A 15,008-nucleotide genomic window follows, 5' to 3' on the forward strand; every position below is an offset into this window, starting at 1 on the left:
TTGCTAGACAGAATTCTCCAATCTGTAAAAGATTGTGATTATTGTTCATGAGACAAAACAAAGTTAGCTGCGGTGATGTAGAGTTTAATCCGCAGATCCTTTCCAGACTTCTTCTTAACCATTTCTTATTGTGATAGTGGCAATTTCTTAGTCTGAAGATTGTATTGTGTGCGTGACTCGCCTTGCAAATTCAGCGATCTGTACGGAGGCGATCGAGTATAAGTATTGCTAACGGCGGTATCGACGGAAGGCGCAGGCACGCTGACAACTGTGGGACTAGCTAATGGGACTAATGCGATCGCATTGACCAACAGTAATGACTTTGCTGAGTATGCTGCGCCGCGCAATAACCAAACGAGCTTTACCAACTATCGCAATCTGGTGAATACTGCCAGTAAGATCGCTAAAATGTAACACGTTAATTAAGACAAAACTGCCTAAATATGCAGTTCTGCTATGTTCAGTCAGATGACCGACTGGCAATGAGCATTGTACGACAAACTTCTAAATTCTGTCTGTGTATTATCCCATTAGGGAAATACTCAAAAATACCAACCGCTCTTACCGATAGACCGATAGAATTATGAAAAATTTGATGACGATCGTTTCTAAAGTCTTTGTTACCGCGATGATGCTGGGAATTACCACCGCCACAACTGGAATTGCCATGAAAGCTGCTCCGGCGCGTGCGGCTAGTCTCTCATTTGTCGGCTCCTTCGCGCCTACCACTCCCAATCAACTCTTTTCGCTGACTTTTACGACCACTTCCAGTTCGCTAGTCAATTTCCGCTCCTACGGCTATGACGGTGGTACCAATGCTACTGGAGCAACGATCTCGGCTGGCGGTTTCGACCCAATTTTGACCGTATTTGACAACCCTACAGGTAACTTTATTTTTGAACAAAACGGCACCGATACTGGTGCAACAGACTTCAATGTCGATCGGACATTAGCAGCAGGGGACTACCGAGTTGTAATTTCGGCATTTGCCAACTTCTTGAACCAACAACCAAATCCGCTAGTTCCCAGAAATATTGCTGATGGTTTTGAAAATGAGGGAGATTTTTTCGGGCGAGAGCCTGATTATGCCTTTGATATCAATAATGTCAACCTCGTCAGTACCACCGCAGTCCCCGAACCCAGCGATTTTATTGGGACAGTTGTGGCCGGATTTGGTGTCGTGATGTTTAAACGGAAATTCTCATCTATTAAAAAGCAAAATTAAGTATTCACACCAAGTATCCAAAAATCGATAGTTAACTACCCGCCTTACTAATCTAGTTGGAATCGATCGATTCTGGGTGAGTTTACATCTGAAATAATTTCTCAATCCCGATCCCAACAACTAATCTCATTGATTATCTCAAGACAGTTCTCGATCGTTTGACGAAATCACTATCCTACAGAGAGTTTCTTATATGCCTATTAGTTTTAACGGTTCCACTTATTCTCAAGACTTTGATACCCTTGCCAATGCAGGCACTGGTAATGCTTGGGTTAACGATACCACCATCGCTGGTTGGTCTTTGTTCCGTCAGCCTGCTCCAGGTACTGCTATCCCCACATACAACGCTGATGCTGGCAGTTCCAATACTGGTAGCTTCTACAGCTATGGCTCGACAAGTTCTACAGATCGAGCATTGGGCGGACTAGCTTCTGGTGGAACATATTTTGGTTCTCCAGGAACGGGATCTGTTGCTGGCTGGATTGCTTTTGCTGCTACCAACACTAGCGGCGGGACAATAGATACAGTCAATGTCAACTTTAATGGCGAACAGTGGCGGAATGGGGGCAATACGACTGCCCAGTCAATGGTGCTACAGTATGGATTTGGTTCTGCTTTTAATGCTGTTACTACTTGGAATACACCTGGTGTAAGCTTTAATTGGCCTTCACCAGTAGCAACTGCGACTGCCGCTGCGGTGAATGGAAATGTAACTGGTCTAGTGTCAAATGTCGGTGGCGCGCTCAATAGCTTAAACTGGGCAAATACTGATACTCTCTGGTTGCGGTGGATTGAGAATAATGATGTTGGTAACGATCACGGTCTAGCGATCGATAACTTTTCACTTTCGGCGGTGGGTAGTAGTCTACCAACGGTAGCGATCGCATCAACGTCCAATGCTGCTGAAGCAGCTACAGCTAATGGTAGCTTCCGGATCTCCCGCACTGGCGACACAACGAATGCTTTAGTCGTTCCCTACTCTGTGGGTACAGGTACAGGTCAAGCGATCGCTGGTAGCGATTATAATACTTTACCTGGTACTGCCACGATCGCGGCAGGTAGCGCATTTGTAGATGTGGTTGTGACTCCAGTCGATGATGCGATCGTCGAAGGCAATGAAGCTGTCACCCTCACCCTCTCCGCCTCGGCAGGTTTCACGCTGGGGACTGCGACTGCGAGTGTGACGATCGTCGATAATGACAGCGTTGCGCCTGCTGTGACCAAAATTAGTACGATTCAAGGTACTGGTACAGCCGCAACTGCGGGGACATACACGATCGAAGGGATCGTCGTCGGTGACTATCAAGGTATCGATGGACTCGGTGGCTTTTATCTCCAAGAAGAAACCACAGATGCCGATGGTAATGTCCTCACGTCTGAAGGTATTTTTGTCAACTCTTTGGCAGCCGTCAATGTCGGCGACCAAGTAAAAGTTACGGGTGCAGTGCTAGAAAGTAGCGCGACGCCATCTTTTAACCAAGCCGTAATTACTCCTGGTAGTGCAGCCGATGTGAGTGTTGTAGCCACCGGACAACAATCCCTCGTGAGTGCGACGGTAGTCGATCTACCTGTGACCACACTAGGTGAGTTGGAACGCTATGAAGGGATGCTGATTACAATCCCAGAGACGCTTACGGTTACTGAAGTCTTTAACTTAGGTCGATTTGGGGAAGTTTCCTTATCTGCCAATGGTCGCTTATTCAATCCGACAAACATCGTCGATCCCAATGATAGTGCCGCCACTGGTACGAGTTCATCCGGTACTAGCAATGTTGCGGCGGTAACTGCCCTGCAAGACCTCAACAACCGTAGTCGCATCCTGCTCGATGATGGTAGTAGTGCATCCAACCTCAGCGATGTCCCCTATGTCAATACCACCGACGCCGATCCGAACAATAACACACTCCGCATTGGTAGCACGACTACGGGCTTGACTGGCGTACTGGGTTTTGGGTTTAATAATTACCGGATTCAACCCACTCTAGCCCCAGTTTTCAACTACGAAGCGCGTCCCGCTGTACCAGAGGTGGGTGGCAGTCTAAAAGTCGGTAGCTTCAATGTCCTCAACTACTTCAATGGTGATGGTGCTGGTGGGGGCTTCCCGACTTCACGGGGTGCTGATACTACGGCTGAGTTCGGTCGTCAACGCGCTAAGATTATTACTGCCATCCAGGAGTTGAATGCCGATGTCGTCGGCTTGATTGAGATGGAGAATGATGGCGATGGTGCCAATTCGGCGATCGTCAATTTAGTCAATGGCTTGAATACTGCGATCGGCTCTAATACCTACGACTATATCAAACTAGCAAATACTACTGGCAGCTCCGGTACCGATGAAATCAAGGTCGCCTTTATCTACAAGCCAGGTGCGGTTACGCCCGTCGGCAATGCCGTCTATTTCAACGATCCTGCTTTTGATACCGCTCGTCCGCCATTAGCCCAGACTTTCCTCAACAATGCCAGTGGCGAGAAATTCACGCCGATTGTCAATCACTTCAAGTCCAAAGGTTCTAGTGCTGGCTTACCAGGCGATACCGACCAAGGCGACGGTCAAGGCTTATCAAATGCCACCCGCAAAGCTCAATCTACCGCCTTACTCAACTTTGTTACTCAGATCCAAACCGCTTCCGGTGACAGCGATGTGATGATCTTGGGCGATCTCAATGCCTACAACGAAGAAGATCCGATCGACATTCTCCGCGCTGGTGGCTTTACCAAACTCGCAACTGCTACCGATTCCTATGTTTTCGACGGTCAGACTGGCTCCCTCGACCACGCGCTGGTCACCGCTAGCTTGCTATCTCAAGTCACAGGTGCGGCGAAGTGGAATATCAACTCCTCAGAACCGATCGTCTTTGATTACAACGATGCAGAACTCACCACCAGTGAAGGTGCTGCTGAAGATCGCAATGATACCAGTCTCTATGCACCCGATCGATTCCGTTCCTCTGACCACGATCCAGTCTTGGCTGGACTAGATCTCAAGCCTACTGGTGGCAATACTGGAGCAGATAGACAGTTTGGTACTGCTGGTAGCGATACTCTGTTTGGGAATGCTGGTAATGACATCATCAATGGTCGCGGTGGTAATGATTTCATTGCTGGTGGTCTAGGAGTCGATCTCCTCTTTGGCGGTGTTGGTAACGATACTTTTGTATTTTATGGTGCCAACGAAGGAATCGACAAAATCAATGACTTTGAAGCTGGAATCGATCGCATCAGTATTTCCGGTACTGGTTTTGGTGGTGCTGCGGTCGTGGGCAACATCGGTGTATTAGCGGCTGCTCGATTCACATTGGGAGTGTCAGCAACCAATACCAGCCAGCGGTTTATTTACAACAATACATCTGGTGCCTTGTTCTTTGATGCTGATGGTTTTGGCGGTGCAGCACAGGTGCGGATCGCTCAATTAGTCGGCAACCCCGCACTGACTAATGCTAGTTTCTCGGTTTTCTAGCTAAATTAGGGGCAATCGATCGGTTGCCCATACTCGATCGGGTTTTCAGTAGGGCTGTCATCAAATCAAGGTTCAGTACCCAGATCCCTTAGATCCAGACTGAATCTTGAGTCAATATGTCGATCGATCCTACGGATCGCACTCGGTCATCCCACCGCAGATCGACTGAACAAAACGTGTAAAACATCACATATATTCGATCGTAAAAATATGGATGAAATGTAAAAATAAGCACCTCGAAATAACTAATCCTTAACCTGTAGCTGATATGGTAATGTGGCAATTATTTCTAAAAAATTAGTAGCGGTCGATTGAAACATCTATCTACTAAATTATTTTAGAACGAGTAGCTTGTAATAAAAACAAACCATCGAGACTGTTGCCGATCGATGCATTTACTAATTGTGTCGATCGCCTTCATTGTGTAAGTCAACAGCCATTTTAATACCCCCGATCGTGTAGTTATTAGCAAATTTCTAATTGTCCTCATAGAAAACACATCAAACTGACTATGACTGCATTAAAAGGCTTCGCATCGCTTCCTGCTGACACTTTCGCTCCTGGTCCCGCATCTGGTAAATTGCTCACTGGTACCAACGGTAGGACTGTGCCCTTTTCCAGTCAACCCGTTCAAGGTTTGAGTGCAGTCCAGTTTGCCGATCTCTACGGTAACTACTGGTTCATGGCGGATAATGGCTTTGGTGCTAAAGCCAATAGTAATGATTTCTTATTGCGGATTTACAAAACCAATCCGAGTTTTCAAGGATTGGGCGGCGATGGGACAGTCAAAGTTGGTAACTTTATTCAACTCTCTGACCCCAACAAAAAAGCTGGATTTGCGATCGTTAATGAAACTACAACCGATCGATTATTGACAGGGGCAGACTTCGATCTTGAGTCCTTCACTCTTGCCAAAGATGGTTCGATCTGGGTGGGTGAAGAATTTGGCCCCTACCTCTTACATTTTGATGCTACGGGTAAATTGTTGGATGCGCCGATCGCGACTCCCAATCCCGCTGCAAGTATGCTCAAAACCTTGGGTGGTAAAGCTCCGATCGTCATCGGACATCGTGGCGCGAGTGGTGAATTGCCAGAGCATACATTAGGTGCTTACAAACTCGCCATCGAACGTGGTGCAGACTTCATCGAGCCGGACTTAGTTGCGACCAAAGATGGCGTATTAATCGCGCGGCACGAGCCAAACATGATTAACACTACCAACGTTAAGGATCTAGCTCAGTTTGCTAGCCGCAAGACGACTAAAATGGTCGATGGCGTAGCCGAAGAAGGATTTTTCGCTTCCGACTTCACTTTGGCAGAAATCAAGACCATTCGGGCGATCATGCCGCAGAGCGAACGGACTCAAGTCTTTAATAACTTGTATGAGATTCCCACGCTCGAAGAAATCATCAATCTCATCAAGCAAGTCGAAGCCGACACTGGCAAAAAGATCGGCATCTACCCCGAAACTAAGCACCCCACCTTCCATGACAATCTGGGTTTATCACTCGAAGAACCCCTATTGGCAACTCTCGCCAAGACAGGTTTCACCGACCCCAGCCGCGTCTTCATCCAATCCTTTGAAGTGTCCAACCTCCAGGAACTCAACGGTAAAACTAACCTACCGTTGGTGCAGTTATTGGATGCTTATGATGTCGCCCTCGATGGTTCCCTTATTTACCAAGATGTCAACAAACAGCCTTACGACTTCACCGTCAAAGGCGACAAACGCACCTACGCTGACTTACAGACCAAAGCAGGCTTGGCTGAAATCGCTACCTATGCGAATGGAATTGGCCCCTGGAAGCCAATGATTATCTCCAGCAAGGGTGTGGATGCTGACAAAGATGGCAAAGCTGATGATGTCAATAAGGATGGTTTAGTCAACGATACCGATCGCACCTTATTGCCCGCCTCCTCATTGGTTACTGACGCTCATGCGGCTGGGCTGCTCGTTCATGCGTACACTTTCCGCAACGAAGCGCGACGGTTGGCATCGGACTACAACGGCATCCCCGCCGAGGAGTATAAAGCCTTTATCAATGCTGGCGTTGATGGCTTTTTCTCAGACTTCCCAGGTACTGCGGACTTGGTACGCGACCAACTGACTAGCCCGATCGTGAGATCGCCTCAAAACCCCGATGTCCTAGCAAAAACCACGTTTCAAACCTTAGATGGTAATGCCCCACTAGTCCTCGGACACCGTGGTGCCAGTGGCAACCGCCCAGAACACACCCTCGAAGCCTACAAACTCGCGATCGCGGATGGTGCAGATTTCATCGAGCCGGATTTGGTAGTCACCAAAGATGGCATCCTCATCGCTCGTCACGAGCCGATGCTAGCCGTCGTCGCCTTGAATGCTGACGGTACGATCAAGCGGGATAGTGCTGGTAAATTTGAAATCACGACTACCAATACCAGTACCAACGTCCATCTCAAGCCCGAATTTGCCAGCCGCTTAACTGTCAAAACACTCGACGGCATTAAAGTTGGCGGTTGGTTTGCTGAAGACTTTACCCTCGCTGAAATCAAGACGCTGAATGCGATCGAGCGGCTACCCGCCTTGCGCGGTACCAAATATGACGGCGATGGACTCAAAGTTCCCACTTTCCAAGAAGTCATCGATTTAGTCAAACAAGTCGAAAAAGATACCGGACGCAAAATCGGCATCTACCCCGAAACCAAGCACCCCAGCTACTTTGCCTCCCAGGGTACGCTCCTCGATGGCACCACCAAAATCAATGTCAATCTCGGTCAAAAGCTCGTTGACACCCTAGTTGCTAGCAACTTTACCGACCCCAAACGGGTATTCATCCAATCCTTTGAAGTTGCCAACCTCAAAGAGATTAACGATACCATCATGCCCGCCGCGAAGATCGACATCCCGCTGGTGCAATTGTTTGGTGGTGCTGCTGGTAAACCTTATGACTTCACCCTCAGTGGTGATGCGCGGACTTATGGCGATCTCACCAAGCCCGCAGAGTTGACAAATATCGCCAAATATGCGGCAGGTATCGGCCCTGACAAACGCCTGATCGTCCCTGCGGCTACTGTCGATCTCGATAAAAATGGGACACCAGACGACCTCAATAGTGACGGTCAAATCAGCGATGCCGATCGCGTGTTGGGTACACCCACAACCTTGGTCAAAGATGCTCATGTTGCTGGTTTACAGGTACATCCTTATACTTTCCGCAGTGAAGGCTTCTTCCTGGCTTCGGACTACAAAGGCGACCCGAAAAAAGAACTAGAGCAATTTATCAACTTAGGCGTTGATGCTTTCTTTACCGATTTCCCTGGGACGGGTGACTTGGTACGCGACAAATTTGTCGGTACACCTGCTGTCGATAATATCGGCGGTTCGCGCGGATTTGAAGGTATGGCAATCAGTCCTGACAAAAATACCTTGTATCCCCTATTAGAAGGTACGGTATTTGGCGACCCCGCTGGTTCGCTGCGGATTTATGAATTTGATGTTGCTAGCCAGAAATACAAAGGTCAACTTGGCTTCTACAAAATGGAAGCGGTCGGCAATGCGATCGGTGACATGACCGTCGTTAATAATAACGAATATCTGGTCATCGAACGCGACGGTGGACAAGGCGATCTAGCTAAATTCAAGAAAGTCTACAAAGTAGATTTATCGAAGAAAGATGCCAATGGCAATGTAGCTAAAGAAGAAGTCGCCGACTTGTTGAATATTCCCGATCCTTTGGACTTAAATAAAGACGGTAGCACCACTTACCGGATGCCATTTGTGACGATCGAAAACCTACTAGTTATCGATGCCAATACGATCTTAGTTGCCAATGATAATAACTATCCATTTTCGATCGGTCGTCCACCAAGCATCGACAACAATGAAATCGTCCAAATCACCCTCGACAAACCCCTCAATATCAGTCCGCTCGTAGGTATCGATGCTCAAGGCGGTAACAAAGTCGTCCCCGGTACTGCTGGCGATGATACCTCGATCCTCCCTACTCGCAAGGACACGATCTTTACCGCTGGTGGTAACGATTTAGTCGATGCAACCATTGCTGCTGGTAACAACCGCATCTATGGCGGTGACGGTAACGACGAACTCCTCGCCGGATTTAGCGATCGATTATTCGGTGAAGCTGGTGACGACATCCTCGATGCCACTGCTGGTAAAGGCAGCAACCGTCTCTATGGCGGTGCAGGTAGCGATAAGTTATTCGCTGCTACTGCTGACTTCCTCTCTGGTGGTGATGGCGACGACTCGTTATTTGCAGGTAAAGGTGGTAATACCCTATTTGGTGGTGCTGGTGCCGATAAGTTCTATCTGACTGCTGGCGGTTTTCCTGCTACTGCGAATACCATCAGTGACTTCGAGGTTGGCATTGACAAAATGTTGATTTTGGGCATCTCCGGTGTAACTGACTTTACGAAAGTGACTCTCACTCAACAGGGTGGGGATACGTTAGTCAAAGCTGGTGGTAAAGATCTCGCAGTCATCACCGGAATTGGGTCTAACACGCTCAATGCTAGTAGTTTCTCGTTTGTTTAAATAACTTCCCGAACTCACGTCAAATCAGCGCACAAAGCTAGTTGAGAGGATGTCTGAAAAGTTAATTTTCTTGGGCATAAACTCTATAAATCTCCCCAACCCCCTTTGTTAAGGAAGGAAATAGATCGAAAGTTCTCCTTTTTAAGGGGGATTTAAGGGGATTTAGATCGGCGATCTACATCAAATATCTCTTTTCAGACATCCTCTGAATTATAGCTAGTGGACACTGCCCACTAGCTATAAGCGATCGACACTTCGGCAGAGCCTCTGTTTAATTGCTGTTATTTAAGTTCTTTACTATTGCAAACCATGAACATTACTGGCACAAATATTCGCTTCGCTCAGTTCAATGCTTCACTCAATCGCAATGCTGATGGACAACTAATCAACGATCTATCAAACCCAGCAATCGCCGACACTAGAGCGATCGGAGCTGCTGAAAATCCCAATCGCAACCAAGCATTACGCATTCAACAAGCTAAAAATGCAGCGGAAATTATTCAGCGCAATAATCCCGATGTCTTGCTAATTAATGAGTTTGATTTTAATGCCGCAGATCCAAATAAAGCGGTCGAATTATTTATCGATAACTTTCTCAAAGTCGGACAAAATGGCGCGGCTCCGGTAGATTATAAATATTTTTATATTGCCCCTAGTAATACTGGCATTCCGTCGGGATTCGACCTAAATAACAATGGTAGCGTTGTTACCACTCTCACCGATGGGATTGGTGATAATGGCTACGGTGATGATGCTTTTGGTTTTGGTAACTTCCCAGGTCAATTCGGGATGGTGGTGTTATCTAAATACGAAATCGACACGCCGAATGTGCGGACTTTTCAGAATTTTCTCTGGAAAGATATGCTAGGTGGTTTACTCACCAACGATCCGACGGTAGACAATCCCGCTACGCCAGTTAATGAAAACCTCAAGGGCTTCTACTCGACGGCAGAAATTGAGAAGTTGCGGTTGTCTTCTAAAAGTCATTGGGATGTGCCGATTAAGGTCAATGGCGAAATCGTTCACGCCCTCGTTAGTCACCCCACGCCGCCTGTTTTTGATGGCACTGAAGACCGGAACGGTAAACGGAATGCTGATGAGATTCGGTTCTGGGCGGATTATGTTTCGCCGGGGCAAGGTGGTTATATTTATGATGATAAAGGTGGCAAAGGGGGCATCACTGGCGGTGCGAGCTTTGTCATTATGGGCGACCAAAACGCCGATCCTCGCGATGGCGATAGCTACAATAATGCCGTCTCGCAGTTGTTACGCAACCCTAATATCAATACTAATTCGATCCCGACTAGTGCGGGTGGCGTCCAACAGTCTGCACTTCAGGGTCTAGTTAATAATACCCAAACTGGTAATCCGGCGTTTGATACGGCGGATTTTGCCGATAGTGGTACCAATCCGGGGAATTTGCGGGCTGATTATGTGCTACCTTCGGCAGATCTAGCAATTAATAACAGTGGCGTATTTTGGCCGTTAAATACCGATCCGACATTCGCACCTGTGGGCGTATTTAATGCTGCTTTACCTGGTGGTTATGCGACTTCGGATCACCGTTTGGTTTTTGCCGATGTCCAAGTCGGAATTACGCCGAGCGGGAAATCGATCGCGAGTGCGGGTTTTATCGGTCAAAAGATTTTTGCCACCGGACTGATTCCGGCTGGTGCTGCTGGTAAGATTGATGGTGTTGATGTGCCATTGGGTGGCTTGTCGGGGATAACTTATGATGCTGCCAAAAATCAGTATTATGCAATTTCTGACGATCGATCCTCCAATGCACGGTTCTATACTTTTACGCTCAATCCAGTTACTAGCGATGTAACTTTTACTAATGTCGTCCAACTCAAGGATGCCAGCGGTAAGCCGTTCGCACTCAATAGTCTCGACCCCGAAGGGATCGCGCTGACGCAGAATGGTACCGTATTTATCTCATCTGAAGGTGAAGCCAACCCCACCGTCGGGCGCGTTTCCAACCCATTTATCAAAGAGTTTTCCCTGACGACCGGAACCGAAATTCGATCGCTAGCTGTACCGACTAAATTTCTGCCTAAAGTCACCGATACCAACGGTAATAGCATCGTCGATGCTGCCGATACCCAAACCGCCGGAATTCGGAATAATCTGGCGTTTGAGAGTCTGACAATTACGCCTGACAAAAAAACGCTGTACACAGCTACCGAAAATTCCTTATTTCAGGATGGCACGGTGGCTACGGTGGCAGTGGGTACTAATTCACGGATCGTCCAGTACAACTTGGTTTCAGGGCAACCAGAAAAAGAATATCTTTATCAAACCGATCGAGTTGCTCTAGCTCCGATTCCCACAACCGCCTTTGCTACCAATGGTTTGGTTGATTTACTGGCGATCGACGATCGTGGCACCATGCTAGCCTTAGAACGCTCGTTCTCTACAGGTGTTCCTGGTACTGGCAATACGATTAAGATTTACGAAATATCCTTGCAAGGTGCGGCGGATATCAGTGCGATCGATAGTCTGGCAAGTCTGACTCCGGCTCAGTTAGCCGCTCTCCAACCCGTCCAAAAACGGTTGGTGTTGAATTTGGACGATCTGAAACTTTCCACAGGCTTAGATAACGTCGAAGGCATCACCTTTGGGCCAAAACTCGCCGATGGTCGCCAATCGATTGTCTTAGTCAGCGATAACAACTTCAGTGCGACTCAGTTTACCCAGATTATTACTTTGGGTGCTGACTTAGTGCCCACTGCCACACCAACCGTTGAGACTCGTCCCGCGCTTTTGGATGATGGTTCCTTACCCTTCAGTCAACGCGCCGATGCTGACGATCCGGCGGTGTATGTCAATGCGACTGACTCAGCGAAAAGCTTGGTCGTTACCAGCGTTAAAAATGGCGGTTTGCGGGTGTATGACTTGTCGGGTAATCTGATTCAAACAATCAATCCTAGCAGTCCTGACATTCGTTACAACAATGTGGACTTACAGTATGGCTTCACATTGGGCGGTCAAAAAATCGATATCGCCGTCGCTAGCGATCGCAATAACGATAAACTAGCAATCTTCAAGATAAATCCCGCTGGTACGGGTGGTAATTATCTCGAAAATATTACCGACACCAGCGCGGCGACAATTTTCCAAGGCGCGCCATTTACCGCGCCATTCTCAGCATCGGCAACTAGTGCTTATGGCTTGGCACTCTACCGCAGCCCCATCAGCAATGATTACTACGCCTTCACCACTCGCCGCCAAACTGGCGATGTCGCTCAACTCAAATTGGTCGATAAAGGTAACGGCAAAATCGGTTACGAACTAGTCCGTAACTTCACAGTTCCATCCTCCACCATCGCCGGAGCCTCCGCCCAAACTGAAGGCATCGTCGCCGACCAAGAAACCGGACAACTGTACATCGGTCAAGAAGATGTCGGAATCTGGAAATTTGATGCCGAACCGAATGGTCGATCGACAGGCATACTGGTAGATAAAGTCAAAGCTGAAGGCGGTAAAAATCTCACCAATGATGTCGAAGGCTTGACCATTTACTACGGTAAAAATGGCGCGGGTTACTTACTCGCCTCCAGTCAAGGTGATAATACCTTTGCCGCCTACACTCGTGAAGGTAGCAATAACTTTATCGGACGGTTTGGCGTTGGGAATAGCGGATCGATCGATAGCGTCCAAGAATCTGACGGTGCAGAAGTTATCAACGTCCCACTGGGTGCCAACTTCCCCAACGGATTATTCATCACCCAAGATGGTAGCAACGACCCCGCCAAAATCGTCGATGGTGAGAATATCAGCTCCAACTTCAAATTCGTCCCATTTGAAAATATCGCCAATACCTTCGCTACACCGCTGACGATCGATACTACCAGCTACAATCCCCGCAATCCAATCGCTCGACCCCAAGCTCTGGCTCAAGCCGCCAACTTAGTCTCAGGTACCACAGGTGCTGACAATTTAGTTGCCGGATTAACCGGATTCGACGGGATTAATGACATCGTATTTACAGGTTCCGGTAACGATCTCGTAGAAGTTCCGAGCGCGGGTGCTGCTGCTGGTAACAATCGGATCGACCTCGGTAGCGGTAATGACATTATCGATGTTGGCAATAACGATCGCGTCTTCGGCAGTGCTGGCGACGATTTCCTCGATGCTACCGATGCTACTGGCTACCGGATCTCCGCTGGTGCTGGTAACGATACCCTGTTCCTCGGTACCAACGGTCGTGCGTTGGGTGGTGACGGTAACGATAAATTCTTCGCTGGTAGCGGCGGTAATAACCTCCTCTCTGGTGGTGCTGGTGCCGACCAATTCTGGATTTACAACGGCGAAGCTCCGACAAGTGCGAATACAATCGTCGATTACCAAATCGGCACTGATGTATTGGGTATTACTGGCGGAGTTAAATTTACCGACTTGACTCGGACTGGTAATAATATTGCGATCGGCGGTAACACGATCGCCACCTTAACTGGAGTTGAGACTAATACTCTCACCGCAGCTAACTTTGCGTTTATCTAATTCCAATTACACACTCGGCACAACTCGTCAAGAAGATAAGTTGTGCCGATTTTTTTAGAGAAGCGATCTTCAAGATTGGATAATGCTCAGATTTTCCGATCGTTTGTTTTGAAAGAGGGGACTCGATCGGAAAACTCTCTTCTCATTAGTAACGTTCAGATCGATCGGCTGCCAGTGAACTCTGCTGCAACACCAGCCAATTTTGTCAGTCCGCTCCAATCAGGTTGTTATGCCGTAATCATAGCGGTGAGCAATCAAGGATCGCGTGAGCAATGTAGCTATAATCATCAAAGCTAACAAACCACCAGACATACAGAGCACAACGATCCATCCAAACAATGAACAAACGTCAGCCCCCTTTGTGCCAGGAGTCATCACTATTTTCCGATGATTTTTAGGATTATAGAAAATCTTATGATTTTGTCCCATTCTATATCTTGTGCTTAGTTCTTGTTCTGCAAGCGCAAAACTATAAAAACCCCGCACTTCAAAACCAGCGTAGTAAATCATATCATCGACTGAATATTTATAATTGAATGCTATTCCATAGTTTGGACCTGTTCTAGCACCTCCACAATCATCTAGTACCCTACTCATAACAATTATCCCGTCAGTAAAGTGCCATCTATTACTTAAAAGTCCTATTACGAGTTTTTTTAATAAAACTATGATCTCGCGGAATGAAAACACCACCCATATCACTAGAAGCAGTATGAGAAATATTAGTGAAATTGGTGATAGTGCCATATTTTAACTATTTCCTATCTAGCAATACTATCAGTAGCTTTGTTTTCTTCTAAAATGATTTAAAGGGCTTTTGACTGCGGCACAACTATTTATTAGACTGACAGATTCAGTTTAATGCCCCCATTTGAGGCAGTTAGATGGACAAATTTCCACCCAATACCAGAAAAATGGGGTGCTATACGGACAAATTTCCACCTAACACTACCGAATCGGGTATTTAGGCTGAATTAATTCAGTCTAAATACCCTGGAAGATAATTTTTGATATTCGGTGTTACTTGTAATAATTATTAATTTACGATCGATCTCGATCCCACACCACCAACCGTCCAAGCAGAAATATCATCAATTCCTAGCGTCGATCGATTGATTACAAAGAAAACAGCTTTCTGAATTGCAGGTCTAACTAGGGCTTGCTGAAGAAGACTAGAACCCGCGAAGGGAGACGAATTCAATCGATAACGGGAAGAGCGAAGTCCCAGAAAATTAGCTAAGATCGGTCTAAAGCCTAGTCCAAGGTGTTAATACTCATGTACCGACAAG

Annotated in this window: 6 protein-coding genes; 4 read left to right on the forward strand and 2 right to left on the reverse strand. The window is 47.2% G+C overall.

The window, feature by feature from the left end; all coding sequences use genetic code 11:
• Window positions 1-125: 125 nt before the first annotated feature.
• Window positions 126-368, reverse strand: coding sequence for a hypothetical protein (locus tag ACEW9I_RS18615; RefSeq protein ID WP_373541825.1), 243 nt, complete (start codon window positions 366-368; stop codon window positions 126-128).
• Between the two features lie 215 nt (window positions 369-583).
• Between ACEW9I_RS18615 and ACEW9I_RS18620 the strand changes: the two genes are divergently transcribed.
• The 4 genes from ACEW9I_RS18620 to ACEW9I_RS18635 all read left to right on the forward strand — a co-directional run bounded on the left by ACEW9I_RS18620 (window position 584) and on the right by ACEW9I_RS18635 (window position 13,719).
• A complete protein-coding gene (locus ACEW9I_RS18620; protein ID WP_373541826.1) occupies window positions 584-1,225 on the forward strand; it encodes a DVUA0089 family protein in 642 nt (213 codons plus the stop codon).
• 193 nt (window positions 1,226-1,418) lie between these two features.
• Window positions 1,419-4,682, forward strand: a complete 3,264-nt coding sequence (locus ACEW9I_RS18625) for an ExeM/NucH family extracellular endonuclease (protein WP_373541827.1) — start codon at window positions 1,419-1,421, stop codon at window positions 4,680-4,682.
• A gap of 505 nt (window positions 4,683-5,187) precedes the next feature.
• Window positions 5,188-9,213, forward strand: coding sequence for a glycerophosphodiester phosphodiesterase family protein (locus ACEW9I_RS18630; RefSeq protein ID WP_373541831.1), 4,026 nt, complete (start codon window positions 5,188-5,190; stop codon window positions 9,211-9,213).
• A gap of 309 nt (window positions 9,214-9,522) precedes the next feature.
• Window positions 9,523-13,719 carry a phytase gene (locus ACEW9I_RS18635; protein WP_373541828.1) on the forward strand — a complete coding sequence of 1,399 codons (4,197 nt, stop codon included), beginning with the start codon at window positions 9,523-9,525 and terminating at the stop codon, window positions 13,717-13,719.
• Window positions 13,720-13,938: 219 nt separating this feature from the next.
• On the opposite strand, the gene ACEW9I_RS18640 is transcribed toward ACEW9I_RS18635, so the two are convergent.
• Window positions 13,939-14,466, reverse strand: a complete 528-nt coding sequence (locus tag ACEW9I_RS18640; protein ID WP_373541829.1) for a DUF3592 domain-containing protein — start codon at window positions 14,464-14,466, stop codon at window positions 13,939-13,941.
• Between the last annotated feature and the right edge of the window lie 542 nt (window positions 14,467-15,008).

This window comes from Chamaesiphon sp. (genome assembly GCF_041738855.1).
Classification (GTDB): domain Bacteria; phylum Cyanobacteriota; class Cyanobacteriia; order Cyanobacteriales; family Chamaesiphonaceae; genus Chamaesiphon.

Coding starts and splice junctions, on each gene's coding strand:
- ACEW9I_RS18620 (WP_373541826.1), top strand. CDS start 584: ATGAAAAATTTGATGACGATCGTTTCTAAAGTCTTTGTTACCGCGATG.
- ACEW9I_RS18625 (WP_373541827.1), top strand. CDS start 1,419: ATGCCTATTAGTTTTAACGGTTCCACTTATTCTCAAGACTTTGATACC.
- ACEW9I_RS18635 (WP_373541828.1), top strand. CDS start 9,523: ATGAACATTACTGGCACAAATATTCGCTTCGCTCAGTTCAATGCTTCA.
- ACEW9I_RS18640 (WP_373541829.1), bottom strand. CDS start 14,466: ATGGCACTATCACCAATTTCACTAATATTTCTCATACTGCTTCTAGTG.